The organism is Shewanella polaris, assembly GCF_006385555.1.
In the GTDB taxonomy this organism is placed as follows: Bacteria; Pseudomonadota; Gammaproteobacteria; order Enterobacterales; family Shewanellaceae; genus Shewanella; species Shewanella polaris.
The window spans coordinates 590,235-612,561 of the sequence record NZ_CP041036.1; the positions used below are offsets into that span (position 1 = coordinate 590,235).

Here is a 22,327-nt window from a genome sequence, read left to right on the forward strand (position 1 = left end):
CTAATTGACGAAATTTTATTATGAAAAATGTTATCGATGCATTGTGGAATGAGTACCAAAGTAGTCATTTTTTACTTACTCAACGCCTTTCTCATGATCTCCCGTTTGCTATTGTTACCGCCCATAATCCTCACGGTTTATTACTTTCTCCCAGTCAGAATCGTTTACTCGATCGTCAGCTTCAATCTAAAATCCAACAATATAAATGCCTTTACCGATCCCTAATTGGAGCAGCTCCAGACTTGTCGCATATGGAAAAGAGCTGGGCGATTTTTATTGATAAAGAACAAGCGCTTGAGCTGGGCCGTGAGTTTAATCAACATGCTATTTATTATGTCAACAAAGGCTTGCTGTCTTTAGTTGCTTGTGTTGATTCGATTAAAGAGGAAGTGGATATGGGGGCATTTAACCATCGCTTACGTTTAGTCAGTGAATTCCCAGATACTTAGTGTTCATAATACCGTTATAGGGTTAGTTTAAGGGATGATTTGTTCAATTACCCTTATTGTCTCATTATTTGGTTGGTTACACGTAATATTGTATTGGTATTTTGTTGTTTTTAAGTTTTTTACGATTGATTAGGTGGTTTTTTCTTTATTACGAACAATGCTACATCCTCAATAAAGGGTTAAACATTGTAGGTATGAATGCCGTATTAGAAGGTGAATAAAAGTAAACTAGTATTCTTTTACTGCGTTTGTTGATTGACTTGTTAGTGCATTTGTTGCTATTTTCAACTCCCTCCTTCGGGAGGAACAGAAGAGGAGCGTTAGCTAGGTAGTAAGTGAGAGGATGCCAGTCCGATGACAACTTATGATGGAGATTAACGCCGAGGTATCGGTTTGTTTGGTAAACACTGATATCGGTCGTATAGGCTGAATCCTAACGATTGTCACCTATTTTTTTGGTGGAGAGCTTCTGGTGATGATTGCTGTTTCCCTTCTATAAGGGTGCGTTATCTTAGCACCAGGCTCTTCGAACGTAGTATGTTCGGAGCGTATATCATGTTAGTAAATCACATCTTATTTTTTAGCCTTTCGCACACTGCGGAGGTATCAGTATGAGCCTTCTTCAATCTGAAATTGACACTCCTGAATTAGTCGTTGCTAAATTTGGCGGCACGTCAGTTGCTGATTATGCCTCTATGAGCCGTTGTGCAGATATTGTGTTGTCTAATCAAGCCACCCGTCTTGTGGTAGTTAGCGCTTCTAGTGGTGTCACCAATTTATTGGTTGAATTGACCCAAGCTAACGTTAATGACGAGCGCCGCTTAGTTCTACTTAAGCAAATCGCACAAATTCAATATGCAATATTAGATGAACTAGGTCGTCCACAGGATGTGGCTGCCATTATTGATAACATACTGAGCCAGATGTCGGTACTCAGTGAATCGTTAGAACTGAATCGCAGTAAAGCGGTTATGGACGAATTGTTGTCTACCGGGGAGCAATGTTCATCGATTTTATTTTCTGCTGTTATTCGCGAAAAAGGTACTGCGTCAGATCATTTTGATGTTCGCCAAGTATTGCGTACCGATAGCCACTTTGGTCGTGCTGAACCACAGATTGAAGTGATAGCCACACTTACTCACGAATTTTTACAGCCATTACTTTCGCATTATGTCATCGTCACTCAGGGTTTTGTTGGTGCCGATGAAGAGGGATTGACGACGACATTAGGCCGTGGTGGTAGTGATTATTCAGCTGCTTTACTTGCTGAAGCTCTTCGGGCTACTGCAGTTGAAATTTGGACCGATGTTGCAGGTATTTATACCACGGATCCACGACTTGCCCCTAATGCCCGCCCGATTGCTGAAATCAGCTTTAATGAAGCTGCTGAGATGGCTACCTTTGGCGCTAAAGTATTGCATCCCGCGACCATTTTACCGGCAGTAAGACAAAAAATTCAGGTGTTTGTAGGTTCAAGTAAAGCACCTGAAATGGGCGGTACTTGGATCCGTCATCAAGTTGAAGATACCCCAGTATTTAGAGCGGTGGCATTGCGCCGTGATCAAACTTTACTTAATTTACATAGTTTGCAAATGCTACATGCTCAGGGCTTTTTGGCTGAAACATTCGCGACCTTAGCGCGACACAAAATATCAGTCGATTTAATCACTACCTCGGAAGTTAACGTATCACTTACCTTAGATAAAACTGGCTCTGATTCAAGTGGTCAGGGTTTATTGAGTGAGTCCTTGTTACAAGAATTATCGCAGCATTGTCGGGTCAGAGTCGAAGAGAATTTAGCCCTAATTGCTATTATTGGTAATCGTATCGCATCCACGGCTGGCATTTGTAGCAGGGTGTTTAACGTACTTGAAAACCATAATGTGCGGATGATTTGCCAAGGCGCCAGCCCACATAATTTATGTGTATTGGTGGCTGAGTCCGAAGCTGCGCAAGTGGTTAATGCCTTGCACCAAAACTTGTTTGAGTAATCATATGATTAAAGTAACACAATCGTCACTACGGGTTGGAGAGCTGGCAACAGGGCAAGCGTTGACGGTTCCGTTATATACATTCTCTGGAAGCGAGTCTTCAGCCCCAAGTGTTTATATTCAGGCCAATGTCCATGGTGCTGAAGTGCAAGGAAATGCAGTGATTTATCAACTGATGACTTTGTTAGAAAGTTATCAAGTATTAGGTGACATTGTTCTTGCACCGTTGGCCAATCCGTTGGGGATTAATCAAAAGAGTGGTGAGTTTACCTTAGGACGATTTGATCCTATTACAGGTGTGAATTGGAACCGAGAGTATTTTGATCACCAAGTTGATGTTAAAGCTTGGTATACAGAGCACCAACATTTAACCAATGATGAGTTGTTTCAGGCATATCGTTTGATGTTGATTGAGGCTTGTCAGGCGCGGTTGACTAATCCTTTTGGAATAACAACCGGTCATCGATTAGCGGTGAATTTACAGAGTATGGCGCACCAAGCTGATATCGTACTTGACCTCCATACCGGTCCTAAATCTTGCAAACATTTATACTGCCCTGAATATGATATTGATGCTGCTAGGCTTTTCTCAATTCCGTATACCTTGGTTATCCCCAATAGTTTTGGCGGTGCTATGGACGAAGCGATATTTTGCCCTTGGTGGCAGTTAACTGAATATGCAACGGGCCAGGGCCGTGAGTTTTTGGTACCTGTATCAGCGTTTACCTTAGAACTTGCCAGCCAAGAACGAATTGATTTGGCTGACGCGTTAGAGGATGCCAAAGGCATATTGGCTTATTTAAGCCATCGTGGTGTTATTGCTGAAAAAGTGAATCCAGCCAGTATGGAAAGGTTTGGCTGTTACTTGAAGGATTATAAGAAGTTTCATGCACCTAAAGCTGGCTTAATTGAATATTGTGCGAGTGTTGGAGAACCATTAAAAGCTGGCAAACCTTTAGTGAACATTTTGCGTATTGATTTGTATGGTACTGAACAGGCATACCAAGCCATTAGTTTACCTATGGATTGTTTGCCTATTTTACACTTTGCTTCTGCATCGGTGCATCAAGGTACAGAGTTGTATAAGGTGATGACTAATGTGTTTTCTTTACAGTCTAGTTGATTAACCGCTTTAGATAAGTAAAAACAAAAACGCCTGCAATTGCAGGCGTTTTTGTAGATGCGTAAATTGCAATTAACTGCCTAAAATTTGCAATGGAATGGTTAACATCTCATCACCGGATCCGGCAAAGTACCAAATAATACCGACTAAGCTTGCTACTGTTAGCAGATACCACACGGTTGAAAATATTTGGCCGTATCGATCCAGTGGTAGCAAATTACTTTGATGCCGCCCACGCCACTCAAATACAATCTCAAGACTGCCAATAAGCAATAAAAAGCCAAGTAGAGCAAGACCTAAGCTATAGCTTATCAACACACCGATAGCCGCACCTGCTATGCAAGCAATAAGACCAATAAGGCTGTTCATTGAAAAACTAATACTTTTTAAAATATGACCACCATCAAGAGGTAAGATAGGCAATAAATTAAATAGATTTAGCAGTGCATTAAAGCTGGCCAAACCAGCAAAAAATATATTTCCTGTTATCCAATAAAGTCCTAAAAAGATGACCGATAAAATCAGGCCGAATGTGGGTCCCATAATGGATATATACACATCTTGCCAGCGGGTATTGATGCGTTCATCGCTTAAGGCTAAGCCGCCAACAAATGGGATCAAATAAATCCCTTTGGTTTTCATGCCAAAATGTTTCATTGCTCTAATATGACCATATTCATGAAATACTAAGCAACCAATTAACGCCATAGCAAACTGGAATGAAAATAACCACGAATAGGCAGCAACGCTCGCAGCAGCAAATAGTACTTTTACCACTTTCGCGCTTTTAAGGAGTTTAAATCCTAGCGATGCTAGACCAATAACACTTATCTTTTGGTTTTTTACTATTGGCACTTCCGGTGTTTGCTTTTCTATGTCGCTGACGGTTCGCTGACCTTGGGCGACTTGTTCATCTTCTACCAACAAACAATAATCGAGTTGAAACGGTTGCCAATTAACATCAACTTCTAAGCGGATCGGAATTGCTTTACTGGATGAATCAACAATAGTCGATCCACCATCGCTATTGGTTTCACTCAGTGGTGCCGTTGATTGTAGAGCGAGTTCAAACGAGTGAATGTAAAACGCTTGAGCACTGGCATTAGCAGATTTTTGCGATACAAGTTGATTGTCCCAATAAAGTTGTTGCCAACCGGCAATAGAGCCTTCTAGGCGTAATCGTTTACCAAGACATTCAATATTTAGTAGTTCCATTAAGGATTCTCAGGATTTATGGACGGTGAGCTTGGGGCATTTTGCCAGAGCAACGTATGTTGCTCAATGGGTTCAACAATTATATTCATAAATTTTGACGTTAATCTGTGGCATTAACATGAATTAAATCATTATAAATGAATAATGAGTTGCTTAATTGAGGTTGGTAATGGTTAACACGCTGGGTATATGTTTGTTATCTACATTTTAATATTTTAAAATCATTTTTTAATACAGTTGTTCTAGCTCTGCAACGGTTGCGATACCTTGCTCTATGGTAGTAAAGATAATTTTTGCACTACAACAATGCCCTTGAAATTGACCGAATTGACGTACAATCGGCAACATTTGTAATACATTCATATTTTGATCAAGTTTTATTAACTGAGGTAATTCTGTCACATTGGCATCAATTGATGGATCTAATGGCGGATGCTTTTGGATGTGATAAACGTGACCAGTACTATCGATAAGTTTATCTTGTGTGCAAACCGTGTATTGATTAGCGCAAATAAAGCTTAACCAGTCTTGATAGTTGGGTAAATACATTAGCTCATCATCTTGATCAAACTGCAATATGGCCGGCCAATGAATGTGTTTCATAGTTTACCTGTATCTCAATGTATTTTGTGCAAAACCAGCTAGCGATTACTGTAATCAAACGAAATTTCTTGATTAACATTTTTAACCACACATGTGCTGTGCTCACGCTGAGCGCGATAAAATGCATTACCAACATGTAACTCTACGTTAATGAAAATGTGTTTCTCTGCTTTGATATAATAGTTATCAAAGTAACCTTCAGATTCATTAAATAATAATGCGTATTCTTGCTCTTCTTTAATGCGTTCTTCGGCCATTTGTTTTTTCTGCTCGAGCATCATTTTAACTTGCTCTATCATTCCTGCATCATTTTGCCACTCTGTCTTGGGAGGTAGTTTTCGCAGCCTTGCTTCTAACTCTAAGCCAGCGACAACTATTTCTTTGATGCTGTCATCTAGGGCTTTTAGTTGCTGTTTTAATTCACCCCGGTGCATAGCGCAAAATAATTCTGTTTTGGTGCCAGCTGTAGCGCCAAATGTAATGGCTCTAATTCCTTTTGATGCCGTGGCTATCCCGCCCACTAAATCTCCACGACGTCCTTGCTCGTCACTCACGGTAATGCTGTCTCCAGCGGTAGAATGACTGTGTAATAACTGCTTAGTCACCAAAATATTACCTTGGGCGTCTAAGTTAGAATACTGTACGAATTGAGCACAAATCTGACCATCTGCTTTTATGTGGGTGCTCAGTTCTTGTTCTTTAATTAAGCGTCCAATTACCCCTTTACTAATAATGACATCGCCTTGGGCTTCAATGGTGGCTGACTCAACAAAGCCCATAACGGTTACGTCACCAGTGGCTTTAACTTCCATGCCTTCATGTACATCACCAGTGATCAATATACTGCCTTTAAAGTTAACGTGGCCAAAACGGACGTCAACATCTTTTATTTGCAGCATATCGTCAACTTGCATACCTTTCTTATTTTCAACAGGCTGACCAGATACTGTGGCAATAAGTTTATTTGGATCTTTTGGATGAAAACTGGTGCCAGTTCCTGGTTCCATCGGTTTATCTTTACCTGGCGTTTGTTGCTGTACATCTCCATGAACATTAAAACCAGGAGTGCCTATAGTGGCTGGGATTTTAATCATTAATATATCATTAGGCTTAACTGTAATTAATGCGCCTAAATTACGCATATCAACTGAGCCATCTTCACGTTCTTGGGGTTGTAATAAGCGTTCGCGAGCTAAACCGACTTTACGCTCTAAGATGGCATTTTCACCGTTAACCGCAACTTTACCGCAGGCGATAATACCTTCACAGACTTCACCAGGTGGTAATATCGACAAGCGCTGCATTAATGCCATGATCTTGGGTTTGCTTAACCCCATTTTAATTTTTTGATTTTTTAGAGCATTTAGTACATCTGGGAGGGTTATTTCTTTACCGCCCCATGCTGAGGTTATTTTCATGCTGGCTTGCATTTTATTGTCACTAACACTAATACTTACGACGCCATCTTTACGCTCAGCAATAGCAAAAAACAGTTCATGATCTCCAGGGTTCTGCCCACAAATAGCATTTATTTCTGCTACGGCTTTATGAATAGCGGGAACAATAGGAAATAGCGTTGCAAAAGCAGGTTGTGTGAGTAAGGCGTTAATATCGTCTTCTGACACTGGACCATGTGTATTGGGAATTATGCGTAATTCCACTTTTGTCTTATCTGCACTTAATGTGGCGACTGAGGCTTCTAACATGACATCCTTTGTTTCTTTTTTATTTTTATTTTAGATTATGGCCAGCAAGTAGAATAACAATGAAATAAACTCATAAATGTGCGTTATTTTGCCTTTAGTCAATTTAACTGATATCGCTCTGTATTTCCAGTTGTAGCCTAGCTTTATGAGCGATAAGTCTCACTAGATTATTCGAACCGAAAAGTAAGCCATTAGCATTGATGTTGATACAATTTGTACTTGTTGTTTTCTGCTAGTGTATTCACTTTGCCAAAATGAGTGGCAATGGTATCGGAATATGGGAGGTGACGATTGGCTACAATTAGCCATAATCCTTTTGATGTTAGATGAGTCGCACTTTGTTGGACAAATTGTGTCGCAATATCTGTGGTACTTATTAAGCCATCATGAAATGGTGGGTTGGAAATAATGCCATCAAATTTACCGCTAATTTGATTAAATCCATCTGATGGATAGACTTTTGCGTGCATATTGTTGGCTGCAAGGGTTAATTCGCAAGATATTAATGCCATTGCATTAATATCAATACATTCCATGTTTAAGGTAGGATTTACTTTTAGCAATGCGGCCGTAATGACCCCCGCACCACAGCCAAAGTCGAGTACTCTACCATGTAAGTTATCTGGCAAATGTGACAGCAATAATTCGGTACCATGATCAAGGCATTTCTCGCTAAAAACACCGACCATATTACAAATTTGCAGTGTTCCCTGTGGGGTATCGAGTGCATATTGGCTTATCCAATCACTGATTAATAGCGAAGGTGCTGCTTGGGTTAAATAACAGACATAAACTAGGCAGTGGCGGGCATTATCTTGCTTGATCGGTGGTGAATAATAATTAGGTGTGAGTTTATCAATTGATTTAACTCCACCTTTATTTTCACCAACAATAATCAATTGACCGTCGATACGTAAATGTTGCGCGGCAAGTTGCAGCAAATAACCCATTAACGGTTTAGCTTTCGGAAAGTAAATAATGACACTATCAAATTTTGTCTCTGCTAATGACTCTGGCAGCTGATGACCAAAATAGCATTGTAATTTGTCATTGGCATTGGGTGACAATGTGAGGTGGTGATTAAAATCTAACGCAAGTGCAGTGACATTATCTGCAAACTCAAGACATTGATGTGCAAAAGTATCAGCTTCATAATTGAGCACTAATACATTATGTTGAGCAAAGTAATTGCTGTTTCTTATTAAGGCTTGAGAAGGATTTGTTAACACGTAAGTTGCTCATAATGCTAGTGATAAGATAAACTCGGCAATACAAACTTAATCCCCACTTTATTAGCTGGTGGGGGATTAAGTTAGCCAGCCATTAAGGTGTTTGTACCGATTGCGGTAATAGGCTAAACATTTTAATTGCGATATCGATATTGTCCTGATGGCCGCTAAACAATCTTGCTCCAGGGCCCGCAGCAAATACCTGCACATCCATAGCGGTATGGCCGCCACTTGTCCAACCAGTATTAGATTCTATATCAATTAATTTACGCAATGCGACAGTCAATGGCTCGTTTCCCTGCATGCGTGCCGTTTGCAATTGACTGTATTGTGTTTCGCTTGGTGTAAAACCCAAGAGTGAAGCAGTTAAAGGCTGCCAATTGTCTTCAGCAATCGCCTGTGAAGCAATCACATCTGGACTCGCTTTGACCTTATGCAAAACTTCTGGATGCCATTCATACTTCCCATGTGCACCAACAGATAAGCCACCGGTATTATGATCTGCTGTCACAACCATTAAAGTATCTTTACGTTGGCGAACAAATTGCTCAACGACTTCAATAGCGGATGCAAACTCATCCATTTCACCCATCGCGGTCGCAATGTCGTTACTGTGGCCAGCCCAATCAATTAAGCTGCCTTCTACCAATAACACAAAACCTTGTTTATTTTGTGACAGTAAATCCAATGCCTTTTGGGTCATATGACTAAGTTTATGTGCTTCTTGGTCGTTAATGACCCAAGGTAGCTGTACATCAGCAAAAAGCCCCAATACTTTTGGCGTAGTAACTGATTCTAGCTCAGAGAATTCGCTGATGTTTTGGTAGCCTTTAGTACTGAACTGTTCAAGCAATGTGGGAGTGAAATATTGCTGACCACCACCAAGAATTACATCGGCATCGGTTGTTAAATAAGCCTCGGCAATATCAATATAATTACGACGGCTTTCATTATGAGCCAAAAATGCAGCAGGTGTAGCATGGTTAACTTGTGAGGTAACCGCGACGCCAGTAGATAAACCTAATGATTTGGCTTTTTCCATTAAGGTGGTTAATGGACGTTTTTCGGTATCAACGGCAATGGCACCGTTATAACTTTTAACCCCAGTAGACAATGCTGTTGCAGATGCGGCTGAGTCCGTTACATAACCACTGACTGGCGCAGGGTAAGTACTTGCCATACCCACGAGTAAGCGATCAAATACCGTTTGTTCAATCTCTTCTGTTTCAGGATTATCTTTATAGTAACGATAAGCAGTGGTATACGCCGGTCCCATACCATCACCAATCATGATGATAATATTTGTTGGTCTAGACGGGCCGGTTGTTGGCACATTATTACTTGTTGTGTCAGCCACAACAGGAGACATAACCACTTCATCAGCCATTACACCCGTTACGATCAAGCTAGATACCAACAATAGCCTACTGATTAGGCGTTGGTAGGTAGATAAAAAATGCATGATTAATCCTATTTTTGCTGACTAATACGAGCTTCTATGGCATCCATAAGCATGCCGGTAATACTAACGTCGAACGCAGCTTCAATTTCTTTAATGCAGGTTGGGCTAGTCACATTGATTTCAGTTAACTTATCGCCAATGACGTCTAAACCGACAAAAATAAGGCCACGTTTTTTCAATTCTGGACCAATAGCACGAGCAATTTTCCAATCACTTTCCGATAATGGTTGGGCAACACCACTTCCGCCAGCCGCTAAATTACCACGGGTTTCACCTTTCATCGGGATGCGCGCTAATGCATAAGGTACTGGCTCACCGTCAATCACTAAAATACGCTTATCACCTTGAGTGATTTCAGGAATAAAAGCTTGTGCCATTGCGTATTGTTGACCATAACTGGTTAATGTCTCAATAATCACGCCAAGGTTAGGATCATCTTTTTTTACTCTAAAAATAGACGTGCCACCCATGCCATCTAATGGTTTTAAAATAATGTCTTGCTTGAGCTGGTGGAATGCTCTGATACGCTTAGCATCACGGGTCACAATGGTTTCAGGCGTAAATTCAGAAAACCATGCCGTAAACAGTTTTTCATTGGCATCACGTAAGCTTTGCGGCTTGTTAACAATCAAAACACCTTCTTCTTCCGCACGTTCAAGCATATAAGTCGCGTAGATAAATTCAGTATCAAATGGCGGATCTTTACGCATTAAAATCACATCAAGTTCGGCCAAAGGGGTATCAACGGACTCGCCTAAGGTAAACCATTGGCTAGCGTCTTGTTTAACCGTTAGTTCACGCATAGTGGCCATGGCTTTGCCGTTGACCATCGCAAGGTCATGCATTTCCATATAAAACAATTGGTAGCCACGAGCTTGTGCGTCCAATAACATCGCAAAGCTCGAGTCTTTTTTGATATTAATGTCGCGAATCGGGTCCATAACAATACCGAGCTTAATCATGTGTGTATCCTTTAATAATGTGCAGGGAAGATATCGGCTTAACCAATATCACCAAATTTAACTTGTAATGCGGTAATGGCAGTCAATGACGCTGTTTCTGTTCGTAGTACCCTTGGTCCCAATAAAATATCGGTAAAATGCTGGGTTTCTGTCATGGTAATTTCTTCGTCAGACAAACCGCCTTCTGGGCCAATTAATAATCTTACTTTGTGGTATTGACCGGATAACTGCAAGCCATTAATACCGTGTGAGGCTCTCGGGTGCAAATTCAGTTTTAGGGCTTCGGTGGATTCTTCACACCATTGTGCCAATGTCATTGCCTGACGAACAACCGGAACAATACTGCGGCCAGATTGTTCACAGGCACTGATAACAATTTTTTGCCATTGTTGCAGCTTTTTGTCTAAGCGCTCACCACTCAGTTTTACACCACAACGATCAGAAAATAACGGTGTAATAGTGGTTACGCCAAGCTCTACGGACTTTTGAACCGTAAACTCCATTCGGTCACCACGTGAAATCACCTGACCTAAATGCAGGTCTAATGGTGATTCGCTATTGTTCGCTTCACAACTTAAGACCGTGACAGCGATCGATTTCTTACTGGTTTCAATAATTTCAGCTAAGTAATCGTTGCCGTCACCGTTAAACAAGCTGATTTGGTCACCCATCCCCATTCGCAACACTCGGCCAATGTGGGCGACACCATCCTCATCTAATTGAAGAGTTTGCCCTTGTTGTAAATTGTCTAGGGGCTGAAAAATACGTGGGACTCTCATCAGTGTTGACCTTATTTAACCCATTGTTCAAGGGGGAGCTTGATTGCCAATTAACGAACTAAGCCGTTATTTTGGCATTGTTTGAATACAAAATCATTATGATTACCTTGGTTAGCGGCGATTAAGGTATCACGTTGACATTCTATGGTGGTAACAGGCTGCATTTTGTTCCATGCATTAAATAATTTTTGTTGGCTATTACTTATTTTCAAACCATAGGTTTGTTGCATATAAAGGTAAGTCCGCGCAATAGGCCCCCTTGCTCGTTCGGGTGGCTGAACTTTGCGGCCCTTAAAGTCGACAATCATTTCACATTGCCCGTATTGATCCGCTTGTCCGCCCCAATCACTAAAACGATAGTTGCTGCGATCTCCATTCACTTCACCAACAGCAGGGACAAGGTTATGTAAATCCGACGTCATTGTCTTAAACTTCTTGTTGTTTTTATTGCAATTTTTCCTGCCGCCGTCTTGCCAACATTGTAGTTGATGACCTAATTCCCAAGCTGGGACAACATGTTCCCATTCGATCCGGTTAGCTCTAATGATTTGCTTTCTCACTTTATAACCACAACTAGCATGGTCTGCTTGCCATAATTTTCCTGCTATGGCGATGTTGCAGCCACAATAAAAGGTACGAAGGGGCAAGTGTTGTTGATAAATCTTTTTGGCCACTTTTTTCGCTTTACCAAAACTACTTGGATGTTCTGCGGCGAAAAGTGTCGATGAAAAAATGCCGCACAAAAGCGACACCCCAAATAACCAAGAGTGTGTGGATGATAAGCGCAAAATAAACCCTAAAATTAACAAAAACATCATTACAGCGCAGGCTTAGCCTGTCATTTTGGCTGATGTTAAGCCATCAGATGCGATGACGCAATTGATACCGTTTATTATTCCGAGCAAGGGTTATTTAGGGTTTAAAGGGGTTAATGTCTGTTTACAACGGCGACAGCGATACTTAGTTTGGCCTCGGACAATTCTGTTGTGACGTCTTATGCTTAGCGGCACGCTGCCACAGCCGCAAAAATATTCGAATTGTTGGCCACTGACAGACTGAGTATTGAGTTGGTGAGTGGTCTTGGGGGAAATATTAAATGTCGTCAGCATAACGCTTTGCCATTCTTTACCATGAGGTCTTACTTTACCAAATAGATGAAAACACACTAAATGGCTAATTTCATGTGGCACTACTTCAGTAATGAAAATATCTGGATTTTCAGCCAGTAACACCGGATTAAAACGTAATTTATTGGTTTGTAAATGCGCTGTGCCTGCGCTTTTTCCACGTAAGCTGAAATGCACACTAGGACGAGGAAACTGACGCTTGAAATGTTGTTCGGCTAATTGGTAGTCCGCTTCGACTTTGGCCAAGATCTGCTGTTGTAGCGGATCGCTAACGGTTGTGCTCAGCTGTTGGTGGGGGCGCGCTGATAACGAAGACACCTTTGTGTGGATATCTGGCGTTAGCACTTGGTGTGCGCGTTGAGTGAGATTGAAAATACTTTTAAACATGTTGGATTGCTTCACTTGCTTGAATGACTAATGAAATATTCAGACAAGTAAAGTATCGGCCTCTTAATTTAAGTTTGCAGACATTACAGTGTGCTAGCAGCTGCAGCTATCATGGCACGAATTTGTTCAACAATGTCTGACTCTACTTGTGAGTCGTAACCTTTAATTCGTGGAGTATGAATGTGTCCTACCGGTAATTTCAAGTTAAATTGATCTCGAAGTAAAATACTGCGATATGAAATTTCATTGGATAAATAGCCGCCACCAGAGCCTTCTACAGAAATTTCATTTTGCAATTCAGCCAGTGAGGATGCCTTAAACTGCCCCCGAGATAAGGTGCTAATTTGATTGTTGTCATTAACACTCCAATGACCTTTTACTGCTTTCATAGCCTCTACGGGTAGTGAAAACTGCACAAATTCAGGGCCATTTAATTTACCATCAGCAGAGACACTATTATTAAATAATGGTGCTTTAGGATTTGTGTGACTGGCTCCTGTTAATATATTTAAATTGTCAGGGGCTTCTGCACTACGGTTACGTCCCGGAAAACGTTCAATATCGAAATTTTCACGCCCCATACTAATGGTAAACACCATGTCAACAGTGTTGTCACGATAAAAAGGCGTGAGTAATGATTCAATAATACCATTATCGAAATCGCTGAATCGAACCGGTATCATTACCGTTTCAATCTGTGCTTTTTTGCCGTTAACCTCAAATTGATAACCATCAAGTGCTAAGGCCGCCAAACCAGATGGATTACTTTGGCCAATATTTCTATCAAGAAAAAAGGGATCAAAGCCAGTCACTATAATGTTAATTTGGCTGTCGGGGGAAAACTCAATATCACTAAAACCGCGAGAGGACTTCTCAACTGCTTTGACCAAAATATCGCGTTGCCATTTAGCAAGATTAAATCCAGCTTTATCTTGTTTTAAGACGTTACGCATGCTTAAACGACTCCAGTACAAGGAGCGATCGTCACTGTGTCCCGATTGGATATCGCGCACCGCTTGCTGCCATAATCTGTGTCCTTGATGCGCTGCCATTTCAGTAACGGTCAATTCATCAGTGGCTTGTGCCAACTTGACCTCTACAGTATCGCTGATAGCTTGATAACGATTAACCACATCAGGCAAGGTTTGCTCAGCCTTAGAGACCCGCATTTCTTCAATATTCTTTTGGAGTAGGCTGGCATTAACTGCACCTGATAAGGTGAATAATGCCAGTGAACTTAAGGCTAGAACAGAACGATTTTTTTTCATGACGATTCCTTAAGGATCCTCGATGTCTATTTTTGGGGTGCGTTTAACGACTTTATTGCCCATAAGGCGGACTAACGTTTAATCTCAGTTATATTTATAACACAGTTGTTTAGGTGGTTTAAGAGTGCTTTTAATTCTTGCACATCAGTAAGCTTTTTTGAGCGTCAATTTAAGCCGATATTTGGCGAATTGTTAAATGTTGCAGATATGTCAATTTAATTGCTTTTTTTTGTATACTATTATCAATTTTAGACCATAATAAGTTCATATAATAAGATGTAGCTGAGATAAAATGCACTGAAATTAGTCATCGATATGGTTAATCTGGGGTGAGAAACTGATATTAAGATGATAAAAAAGCAAGGTATGCTCATACTTTTTAAATGAAATACCTTTGATAAGTAATTACAAACGTTATGTAATGGGTTACCGATGATATAGGCAAGTAAATGAACTAAACCCAGTTTGTATTTAAGTAACATTATCCGGTTATATCTATAGATATGATGCACAGGCTAATCTTGTATTAGCACTTTTGTGTGTACAGTATTGAAAGGATATCAACATGGAACCATTATTAATGGCAGGTTTTCAGTGTAATGAGCTGAATGAAGTGCTTGCTCGATTACATTTTCAACTTCATTACATTGATAAATATGATAAAAATAAAATCCCTTCCAATTGTGCTTTATGTCTAATCGACCTTCGTACAGACAATATTATAAATGAAATCAACTACCTGGTTAAAGAGTTGGATCCGAGGATACATATTATTGTACTGATTAACAAAGCTCAGCTTGATAACTCTGAAATTACAACATTTATTGCTCAATTTGCTTGGGATTTTTGTACAAGCCCAATAGATCCCGAAAGATTAGAGAAGTGTTTGGGCCATGGGCTTGGTTTGTCTAAATTAAAGCAACAATATCAAACTCCGCAACCTGAACTACCTTGTAATGACCCGGAACATCCAATAACTCAATCAGAAACGATGCAGCAACTATATAGGCAAATTGAGCGCGTGGCACCGACAGATATTCCTGTGCTTATTCGAGGTGAATCTGGCACTGGAAAAGAATTAGTGGCGACCCAATTACACCAATCATCTTCCAGAAAAGATGGACCTTTTATCACCGTTAACTGTGGTGCCATGGCGGCGGGCTTAATTCACTCGGACTTGTTTGGTCATGAGAAAGGTGCTTTTACAGGCGCAACAAGTAACAGAAAAGGCAAAATTGCATTGGCTGATGGTGGAACACTCTTTTTAGATGAAATTGGCGATTTACCCGCCGAGTTACAAGTCAATTTATTGCGTTTTTTACAGGAAGGTTTGTTCGATTCAGTGGGCGGCTGCATAACGCAATCGGCTAACGTGCGAATTTTATCGGCTACTCATGTTGATTTAGAAAATGCTATTGATCAGGGCCGTTTTAGGTTAGATCTCTATTATCGTTTAAATGGCATAACCATTAATACCCCAAGGTTAAAAGAAAGGCGTGATGATATAATCGGTTTAGCAAATCAATTTATTCGGGTGTATTCGAATGAATATGGGCTAGTGGCTAAACCATTATCGCAATCTGCATGCCATGCATTATTAAATTATCCATGGCCAGGTAATGTCCGCGAGTTAATTAATCGGGTTCGCCGAGCGGTGGTATTGTGCGACACGCAACAGATCACAGCACAAAATCTAGAGTTAGCTAATATCGAAAAGAAACGTCACATTGCATTATCACTTAAAACCTTAAAGGACAATGCTGAGAAACAAGCATTGCAACAGGCTATTCTTATTGCCGACGGGCAAGTTGAATTGGCAGCAAGTTATTTAGATATTTCTCGAGCAACCTTTTATAGACTCATGGATAAGCATCACATACAGCTAATTTAATCTTGCTAATAGGTAATCCAATGCAAGTTTATTCTTTTATCTACAATGCGTAACGATTGTAGATAAATGTGCTTGAGATGTAAAACCGCAATATTGATATTAAAATTAGTTATTCCCACTTTTATTTATCTATTCTATCCATTTTATCTCTTGATCTGAGTTGAAAAGCTTCAAAAAATATATTGCTGGCACATTCAGTCTCATTATTAAGATTTAGCTTTTATTTTAAATTAAACGCTATTTCAACAACCTAGCAATTTTTATTCTTAATTTTGAGAATACCTTTCCACTAAAAAATATCTATCTAATTGAAAATAATAACTTTTATATGTTGGCATAAGTGTTGCTGTATCCTTATATCGAGTATGGAAGGAACATCTTATGGATATCATTAGCAGATCATATTGCAGCCTATTGCAATTGTCATTGAAACGAGGAATACAACTTAGTGTGTTAGTACTGGTTGCTCATTCTTACGCTGATGATTCTACTGTCATTGGTTCACATGTGATGCAAGGAGCAGGTCGAGCAAGTATCAACCAAGCTGCTGGCGATTTTAATATTCAGTCTAACAGTCATGCATTAGGCCAACGCACATCGATCAAAACGATTGATTATAGTCAATTAACTCAACCAAGATTATTACCAGAATCCACTAAGCAACTTACTGCAGTAATAGACAGTCAAGCATTTGCTCAGTTTCAAGGCTTAGCAAGTATTAATCAAGTCAGCGGTGAGCAAAACATACAAGCTAACATAGGCAGTATTGCCATGGACTCGACCCTAGAAACCATTATGGGGCAGGGGTTAAATGATGAAGCACTAACTCAAGTGTCAGGCCAAATGACACCGGCATCCTATCAATCATCATACTATCAGGCCGATATCGCTCCAGACAGTTTTTTGGATGCGCAGGGCGTGATGCAAGTTAATCAAATTTCTGGTGACAATAATGTTGCCATTAACCAGTTCTCGTTGCAGTTACCAAGCGGGAATTAATAATCATCGATCGGAGGAATGGAAGATGAAAAAACTAACTCTAGTGCTAAGTATTGCAGCAATAATGAGTGGTTCTGCATATGCAAATGGACCAGGAAATGGACATGGCAATGGAATGAACGATTCTGACAGCAGTGTTGAGCTAGATAAAAAAGTAGATGTGTCTAAAGAGCTTCAATACAAAGGAAAGGTCACCATTGAAGGTACTATTACAGCAAATGGCTTAGGCATGGCTGTTATAGAAAATTTACAAGAATCAAGCAGTAACTATGGTGAGAATTTTTATCATGATAATGACGCCAAAATCACTGGCGATGCATTTAGAAACTCAAGCGGTAATATTGGTGTAAACCAGGCCGCTGGTGATTTCAATGCTCAAAGTAACTCAGCTGCGTTAGCCTCTATTGATGCCGATTTTGCTTTTGGTTCTGGTGATGCTGAAATTTTCAGTACTCAAATGGGCGGAGGCAATGAAGTGTGGAATGATGCCTCAACCAATACGTCTACTATTAATGGTGCTTCATTCATGAATGCCACAGGTAATATTGGCGTCAACGTAGCTGCAGGTAACAATAATATTCAAGCCAATAATATGGCTGCATCCACTTATAATGGACGTTTAGGTGAAGCCAGTGTATCAAATGTTCAAAAAACTGCTTATAACGGCACGATGAATATGGCTGCCATGCATGAAACAATGGGAGAAGCTAATATAGAACTTTCTTTCACTGCTGATGGAACCTCGAGCGGAACGTCAACTCTAGCTGAGAATTATTATCCAGAAGTAATCTCCGGTAATGGAACTCATGGTAATGGCCAAGTAATTGGTCATATTGATTTTGATGCTGAGAATCCAAGTAGCCCCGGTATGATGACTTTTGAAGAGATTGGTACTGTTGAGTTGAGCGGAACTGTGAGCGGTGTATTGCCATACGTTATCCTTGAAGTGCAAAAAACCAACAATTCCTCATTGTTAGCAGGAACAGCTTTCCAAAATGCATCGGGTAACATTGGTGTTAACTTGGCAAGTGGTACCGGTAACTTACAGTCAAATAATTTAGCGTTAACTAGCATTACCGCTGCTTCGACACTTGTAAGTGCTGAATAGTGTTATTCAGCTTTTTATGAATAAGGCAGGGGGCTAGCCCCCTGATTCATCTTATGCGCAACATTACTCAATTGATTATCTGTGTATTGATCATTTTCAGTTTAATTCACTACAATTATGCTGCCGAGATCCCGTTAACGGGGGTTGTGCCTGGTATGGGAACCTATTCTAAATCTATTCAGAGTATACGTGAAAGAAAATTTGAACATGTTATAGAGCAAAAAACAGATTTTTCATGTGGTGCCGCCAGTTTGGCTAGTTTGTTGAAATATGCCTATGACCGTCAAGATATTGATGAGCAGAAAGTGCTAATTGGTATGTTAGAGCATGCTGATTTGACTATGGTTAAGGAACAAGGTTTTTCATTGCTTAATATGAAACGGTATCTGCAATCTCAAGGATTAAGGGGACGGGGATATAAAGTCGGTGAAGCTGAAATGTCATTGCTCAAAATCCCTGCAATTGTATTACTCAATGATGGTGGTTATAGCCATTTTGTTGTTTTTCGTCGCCAGAATGGTGGAGACGTCTATTTAGGTGACCCTGCGTTAGGAAATCGGATTATGACAGTGGATGAGTTTACAGAAAAGTGGAATGGGGTGGTATTTGTGGTTATTGGGCAAGAATATCAACGCGATAATCCTTTATTGCACCCAAGAGCAAAATTAACGTTTCAAGCACTCGACCCACTCTCACCGATGACAGATGCTGAGTTACTCGAATTTGGTTTTTCTTATTCAGATATGCTTTAAGGAGGAAGGTATGAAACCAAGCATGATGCTATTAATGGCTATATCAGCTCCAGTGATGGCGAGTTCTCCTTCATTGACGATATTTCAACACAGTCAAGTATTGACTGATTTTGAACTTGATTCAATGAAAGGTAAATACATCAATAATGGTCAAGATTATTATTTTGGATTACAAATGCAAACGCAGTTTATTCAAGATAATGGCGTCCAGCAACAGGTTGGCATGCAAATCGAATTTGCTCAAGTCGATAATCAACCCTCGGTAAATATTACTATTAGCGATCCAAATGTTGTTGCTAGTCAAAATAGTTTTCAGTTAGATACCTTGGGACAAACTGCTGGGTTACAACAACGAATTCAAATTGCTGGCAATGAAAACTTAGCCATAAATGAATTAGACATGGCCCAAGGTCGATTAGCACCATTATTGAATGGAATCAATGTTGCCGTCGGGACAACGCTTGTGAGCAATAATGGCAATACTATTTTTTCGGCTAACAGTAACACCGTTGGCTATCAGGTCGAACTGGCTTCAGGCAGGGCAAATCAAGGTATTAGCTATCAAAATGGTAATGGACAGTTAGTTCAAAGCATTTTTATTGATGGACTCAGTCATGGCGTGATAAACCAGTCAACATTAAGGTATGACGGTATGCCTGTTGGACCAATTGAGTCAAATATACTTGGTAGGCAAATCAGTGATTTAACCGCACTCGGATTTTAATTCATTCTGTACAAGGCAAGGATGTATATATGAATAAGAAATGGACCTCTGCAGTTGCAGTGATACTGCCTGGAATATTGGCAGTACCTGTATATGCTGCAGATATTGATCCTCAACCAGCCTTACAATCAACCTTATCGGAACAAGATATTGCAGCACTTAAACAAAAACTGATTCAGTTGAATCAACAAATTAAATTGCAGCAACAAACGATTAATCAGATGGCTCAACAGGTGCTTAAGCAAGAGGCATTAAACAGACAAGCCAGCAACAAAGATGTCGCCTTAACAACCCAACAGCCAGCATCAACCCCCTCATCTGCACCCGCACTACCAACAGAGCGACCAAGTGCTCAATCAAGCCAGCAATCAGTAATTGCCAGCCAGACTACAAAGCGAAAAAAAGCGCCAGACAGAGCAAGAAGTACTGATGATGTATTACAAGAATCACATAATGTTTTTTCTCGAAAATTTACTGTAGAACCTTCATTTACCTATAGTTACTACAGCCGTAAAGATCTCATACTGAGAGGTTTTTTAGCGCTTGATGCCATTTTTTTGGGTAACTTAAACTTAGATCGTATTCGCACGAATACTACACAATTGGATCTCACCACCCGTTATACGTTAAATGATAACTGGCAGTTCGAGCTCGGGTTACCGTATCTGTATCGATGGACTCAATATGACTCGGTGGGTGAAGGGAATTCTAGCCAACGATATGAAACCGCCAAAATTAGTGGTGGTCAAATTGGCGATGTCAGTGGTGCTGTTTATTATCGAATTAATGCGGAATCAGTAGATTGGCCCGATTGGGTATGGAATGTCAGAGTTCGTGCCCCAACTGGAAAGGATCCGTTTGGGATCCCGCTCGAAACATCTGAAACCGGTAATTTGACCTATCCGACCGAAATGGCAACAGGGTCAGGTGTTTGGGGGGTATCGACAGGGTTTAGCTTAGCAAAAACGTTTGATCCCGCAATTGTATTTTTCAATCTGAATTATGGCGTTAGCTTCAAAGAGTCATTTGATGATTTATCTGGTGCAACAGGGTTAAGCCCTGGTGAAATTGATTTAGGTGATTATCTGGATTACAGCGTGGGATTGGCTTTCGCGGTGTCTGAGCGAATGAGTTTGAGTATGAGCTTTAATCAGCGATTTTACAGTAAAACCAAACAAAGGCCAGAAGGTGGGGAGTGGGAGAAAATCCCTCGTACAGACACTAATACCGCAAGTTTAGGTATTGGAGCTACGTTAGCTTTATCGCCTAATCTGTCTATGGTGACATCAATGGGTGCTGGACTAACAGAAGACTCCCCTGACTACCAAATCAGTTTGCGGTTTCCTTATCGATTTTAGTGCGGATCAGATAGTTTAGCGTTATAAGTTTCTAAATCGAGATAACCTCAAAAGGCTTATTATATGGCCATTTGAGGTTATTTATCGCGTTAATCGCTCTGGTATTAAATACTAAATAATATTCACAATAACAAAGGGGCGGTGGCGATATTTTTACAAGTCGTTTAGCCTTAACTCATCATCGAATGTAGTGATTCTTGGCTGGTATATCGCTTGGTAAAGAAGTCTAAAAAAGCACTAATATTACTGGCTAGCTGACGGCGGCTTGAATAAACCCCATACACTTTAAAGGGTTCCATTGGCCATTCTTGTAAAATGGGTACTAAGCTTCCGGTTGCAAGTTCTTGTTTGCAACTTGTGTTAGACAGCATGGCAATACCATAATCATCCAATGCTAAGCGCTTCACCATACTGGCGCTATTGACACGCACTTTTCGTTTAAAGGTTGCCATGATTCTACGGTTGCCTTTCCCTAATGGCCAAATAGGGGCCGATAAAGTCGTACCGAGTAAAATACCTTTGTGCTGGGTTAATTCTTGTGGTGTTGCAGGACTACTGAATTTTTTAATATAACCTGGGCTGGCAACCAAAATAGGTTGGCGTTCAAATAATAATCGAGCCACAAGATCGGAAGACTGCAGCGGACCATACTTAATGGCAATATCGTAACCTTCACCAACAAGACCTACATCACTGTCTGTAAATTGAATATCCAGTTCTATGTTGGGATAAAGTCGCATAAAACTAGAGCATAGATGGCCAATAACATCTTGCGAAAATGACACTGGAATAGCAATGCGTAATGAGCCTGAAATATCATTATGGGTATTTTCTATCGTGGCTTTGGCTGCCTCAATTTCATGACTAATTGAATCACAGTGCTGAAAAAATAATGCGCCCACTTGAGTAAGACTTAAATTTCGGGTATCTCGTTGGAGTAATCGCACCCCGAGTTGTTCTTCTAATTGGGCAACTTTACGGCTAATTGTTGATTTAGGTTGTCCGATCTCTCGTGCTGCTTGAGAGAATCCTCTGGCTCTAACAACGGCTGCAAACAGCATCATACCGTTCAAATCGGGCATTCAAACCTCACTGTCTCAAATATGGAACAAAGCGTCCAGTGTAGTTTATATGGTAATTTACCCATTAACAAAGTTATATTTACGGGCTAATAAAATTTTTCAGAGGCTATAT

At 40.4% G+C, this 22,327-nt stretch carries 20 protein-coding genes and 1 riboswitch; of the genes, 9 read left to right on the forward strand and 11 right to left on the reverse strand.

Annotation, left to right across the window (positions count from 1 at the left end; genetic code table 11):
* The first annotated feature begins 20 nt into the window (after nucleotides 1–20).
* From FH971_RS02560 to FH971_RS02570, 3 genes are all read left to right on the forward strand, one after another.
* On the forward strand, nucleotides 21–449 hold the full coding sequence (locus tag FH971_RS02560) for a DUF3293 domain-containing protein (protein ID WP_140233234.1): 429 nt from the start codon (nucleotides 21–23) through the stop codon (nucleotides 447–449).
* A gap of 302 nt (nucleotides 450–751) precedes the next feature.
* A riboswitch (Lysine riboswitch) is annotated at nucleotides 752–926 on the forward strand.
* Between the two features lie 134 nt (nucleotides 927–1,060).
* Complete coding sequence (lysC, locus tag FH971_RS02565; RefSeq protein ID WP_140233235.1) at nucleotides 1,061–2,440, forward strand: lysine-sensitive aspartokinase 3; 1,380 nt, start codon at nucleotides 1,061–1,063, stop codon at nucleotides 2,438–2,440.
* Nucleotides 2,441–2,444: 4 nt separating this feature from the next.
* Nucleotides 2,445–3,563: a succinylglutamate desuccinylase/aspartoacylase family protein gene (locus FH971_RS02570; RefSeq protein WP_420853465.1), complete on the forward strand. Its 1,119-nt coding sequence runs from the start codon at nucleotides 2,445–2,447 to the stop codon at nucleotides 3,561–3,563.
* Nucleotides 3,564–3,635: 72 nt separating this feature from the next.
* On the opposite strand, the gene FH971_RS02575 is transcribed toward FH971_RS02570, so the two are convergent.
* From FH971_RS02575 to FH971_RS02620, 10 genes are all read right to left on the reverse strand, one after another.
* Complete coding sequence (locus FH971_RS02575; protein WP_140233236.1) at nucleotides 3,636–4,778, reverse strand: site-2 protease family protein; 1,143 nt, start codon at nucleotides 4,776–4,778, stop codon at nucleotides 3,636–3,638.
* A 228-nt stretch (nucleotides 4,779–5,006) separates the two neighbouring features.
* Nucleotides 5,007–5,381, reverse strand: coding sequence for a DUF4144 family protein (locus FH971_RS02580; RefSeq protein ID WP_140233237.1), 375 nt, complete (start codon nucleotides 5,379–5,381; stop codon nucleotides 5,007–5,009).
* Nucleotides 5,382–5,419: 38 nt separating this feature from the next.
* The gene (locus FH971_RS02585) at nucleotides 5,420–7,087 is read right to left on the reverse strand and encodes a DUF342 domain-containing protein (RefSeq protein WP_140233238.1); all 1,668 of its coding nucleotides are present in this window, start codon (nucleotides 7,085–7,087) and stop codon (nucleotides 5,420–5,422) included.
* Nucleotides 7,088–7,278: 191 nt separating this feature from the next.
* Nucleotides 7,279–8,316, reverse strand: coding sequence for a class I SAM-dependent methyltransferase (locus FH971_RS02590; RefSeq protein WP_140233239.1), 1,038 nt, complete (start codon nucleotides 8,314–8,316; stop codon nucleotides 7,279–7,281).
* Between the two features lie 94 nt (nucleotides 8,317–8,410).
* On the reverse strand, nucleotides 8,411–9,703 hold the full coding sequence (locus FH971_RS02595) for an alkaline phosphatase (RefSeq protein ID WP_167496069.1): 1,293 nt from the start codon (nucleotides 9,701–9,703) through the stop codon (nucleotides 8,411–8,413).
* An 83-nt stretch (nucleotides 9,704–9,786) separates the two neighbouring features.
* Nucleotides 9,787–10,740 carry a glutathione synthase gene (gshB, locus tag FH971_RS02600; protein ID WP_140233241.1) on the reverse strand — a complete coding sequence of 318 codons (954 nt, stop codon included), beginning with the start codon at nucleotides 10,738–10,740 and terminating at the stop codon, nucleotides 9,787–9,789.
* Between the two features lie 38 nt (nucleotides 10,741–10,778).
* Complete coding sequence (gene rsmE / locus FH971_RS02605; RefSeq protein ID WP_140233242.1) at nucleotides 10,779–11,519, reverse strand: 16S rRNA (uracil(1498)-N(3))-methyltransferase; 741 nt, start codon at nucleotides 11,517–11,519, stop codon at nucleotides 10,779–10,781.
* Between the two features lie 50 nt (nucleotides 11,520–11,569).
* Complete coding sequence (locus FH971_RS02610) at nucleotides 11,570–12,334, reverse strand: endonuclease (protein ID WP_240778478.1); 765 nt, start codon at nucleotides 12,332–12,334, stop codon at nucleotides 11,570–11,572.
* Between the two features lie 93 nt (nucleotides 12,335–12,427).
* Nucleotides 12,428–13,033, reverse strand: a complete 606-nt coding sequence (locus FH971_RS02615) for a SprT family zinc-dependent metalloprotease (protein WP_140233243.1) — start codon at nucleotides 13,031–13,033, stop codon at nucleotides 12,428–12,430.
* A gap of 83 nt (nucleotides 13,034–13,116) precedes the next feature.
* Nucleotides 13,117–14,301: a C15 family peptidase gene (locus FH971_RS02620; RefSeq protein WP_140233244.1), complete on the reverse strand. Its 1,185-nt coding sequence runs from the start codon at nucleotides 14,299–14,301 to the stop codon at nucleotides 13,117–13,119.
* Nucleotides 14,302–14,866: 565 nt separating this feature from the next.
* Here FH971_RS02620 and FH971_RS02625 point away from each other — a divergent pair.
* The 6 genes from FH971_RS02625 to FH971_RS02650 all read left to right on the forward strand — a co-directional run bounded on the left by FH971_RS02625 (nucleotide 14,867) and on the right by FH971_RS02650 (nucleotide 21,133).
* Nucleotides 14,867–16,192 (forward strand): sigma-54 dependent transcriptional regulator, encoded by a 1,326-nt coding sequence (locus FH971_RS02625; protein WP_140233245.1) that lies wholly within the window; start codon nucleotides 14,867–14,869, stop codon nucleotides 16,190–16,192.
* A gap of 381 nt (nucleotides 16,193–16,573) precedes the next feature.
* Nucleotides 16,574–17,191: a hypothetical protein gene (locus tag FH971_RS02630; RefSeq protein WP_140233246.1), complete on the forward strand. Its 618-nt coding sequence runs from the start codon at nucleotides 16,574–16,576 to the stop codon at nucleotides 17,189–17,191.
* Between the two features lie 25 nt (nucleotides 17,192–17,216).
* The gene (locus FH971_RS02635; protein ID WP_140233247.1) at nucleotides 17,217–18,299 is read left to right on the forward strand and encodes a hypothetical protein; all 1,083 of its coding nucleotides are present in this window, start codon (nucleotides 17,217–17,219) and stop codon (nucleotides 18,297–18,299) included.
* Between the two features lie 53 nt (nucleotides 18,300–18,352).
* Complete coding sequence (locus FH971_RS02640; RefSeq protein ID WP_140233248.1) at nucleotides 18,353–19,051, forward strand: C39 family peptidase; 699 nt, start codon at nucleotides 18,353–18,355, stop codon at nucleotides 19,049–19,051.
* Between the two features lie 10 nt (nucleotides 19,052–19,061).
* Nucleotides 19,062–19,775: a hypothetical protein gene (locus tag FH971_RS02645; RefSeq protein WP_140233249.1), complete on the forward strand. Its 714-nt coding sequence runs from the start codon at nucleotides 19,062–19,064 to the stop codon at nucleotides 19,773–19,775.
* Nucleotides 19,776–19,804: 29 nt separating this feature from the next.
* Complete coding sequence (locus FH971_RS02650; RefSeq protein ID WP_206194441.1) at nucleotides 19,805–21,133, forward strand: transporter; 1,329 nt, start codon at nucleotides 19,805–19,807, stop codon at nucleotides 21,131–21,133.
* Nucleotides 21,134–21,303: 170 nt separating this feature from the next.
* Here FH971_RS02650 and FH971_RS02655 read toward each other — a convergent pair whose 3' ends face one another.
* The gene (locus tag FH971_RS02655) at nucleotides 21,304–22,215 is read right to left on the reverse strand and encodes a LysR family transcriptional regulator (RefSeq protein WP_137223147.1); all 912 of its coding nucleotides are present in this window, start codon (nucleotides 22,213–22,215) and stop codon (nucleotides 21,304–21,306) included.
* Between the last annotated feature and the right edge of the window lie 112 nt (nucleotides 22,216–22,327).

Coding starts and splice junctions, on each gene's coding strand:
- FH971_RS02560 (WP_140233234.1), top strand. CDS start 21: ATGAAAAATGTTATCGATGCATTGTGGAATGAGTACCAAAGTAGTCAT.
- lysC (WP_140233235.1), top strand. CDS start 1,061: ATGAGCCTTCTTCAATCTGAAATTGACACTCCTGAATTAGTCGTTGCT.
- FH971_RS02570 (WP_420853465.1), top strand. CDS start 2,445: ATGATTAAAGTAACACAATCGTCACTACGGGTTGGAGAGCTGGCAACA.
- FH971_RS02575 (WP_140233236.1), bottom strand. CDS start 4,778: ATGGAACTACTAAATATTGAATGTCTTGGTAAACGATTACGCCTAGAA.
- FH971_RS02580 (WP_140233237.1), bottom strand. CDS start 5,381: ATGAAACACATTCATTGGCCGGCCATATTGCAGTTTGATCAAGATGAT.
- FH971_RS02585 (WP_140233238.1), bottom strand. CDS start 7,087: ATGTTAGAAGCCTCAGTCGCCACATTAAGTGCAGATAAGACAAAAGTG.
- FH971_RS02595 (WP_167496069.1), bottom strand. CDS start 9,703: ATGGCTGATGAAGTGGTTATGTCTCCTGTTGTGGCTGACACAACAAGT.
- gshB (WP_140233241.1), bottom strand. CDS start 10,740: ATGATTAAGCTCGGTATTGTTATGGACCCGATTCGCGACATTAATATC.
- rsmE (WP_140233242.1), bottom strand. CDS start 11,519: ATGAGAGTCCCACGTATTTTTCAGCCCCTAGACAATTTACAACAAGGG.
- FH971_RS02610 (WP_240778478.1), bottom strand. CDS start 12,334: ATGTTTTTGTTAATTTTAGGGTTTATTTTGCGCTTATCATCCACACAC.
- FH971_RS02615 (WP_140233243.1), bottom strand. CDS start 13,033: ATGTTTAAAAGTATTTTCAATCTCACTCAACGCGCACACCAAGTGCTA.
- FH971_RS02620 (WP_140233244.1), bottom strand. CDS start 14,301: ATGAAAAAAAATCGTTCTGTTCTAGCCTTAAGTTCACTGGCATTATTC.
- FH971_RS02625 (WP_140233245.1), top strand. CDS start 14,867: ATGGAACCATTATTAATGGCAGGTTTTCAGTGTAATGAGCTGAATGAA.
- FH971_RS02630 (WP_140233246.1), top strand. CDS start 16,574: ATGGATATCATTAGCAGATCATATTGCAGCCTATTGCAATTGTCATTG.
- FH971_RS02635 (WP_140233247.1), top strand. CDS start 17,217: ATGAAAAAACTAACTCTAGTGCTAAGTATTGCAGCAATAATGAGTGGT.
- FH971_RS02640 (WP_140233248.1), top strand. CDS start 18,353: ATGCGCAACATTACTCAATTGATTATCTGTGTATTGATCATTTTCAGT.
- FH971_RS02645 (WP_140233249.1), top strand. CDS start 19,062: ATGAAACCAAGCATGATGCTATTAATGGCTATATCAGCTCCAGTGATG.
- FH971_RS02650 (WP_206194441.1), top strand. CDS start 19,805: ATGAATAAGAAATGGACCTCTGCAGTTGCAGTGATACTGCCTGGAATA.
- FH971_RS02655 (WP_137223147.1), bottom strand. CDS start 22,215: ATGCCCGATTTGAACGGTATGATGCTGTTTGCAGCCGTTGTTAGAGCC.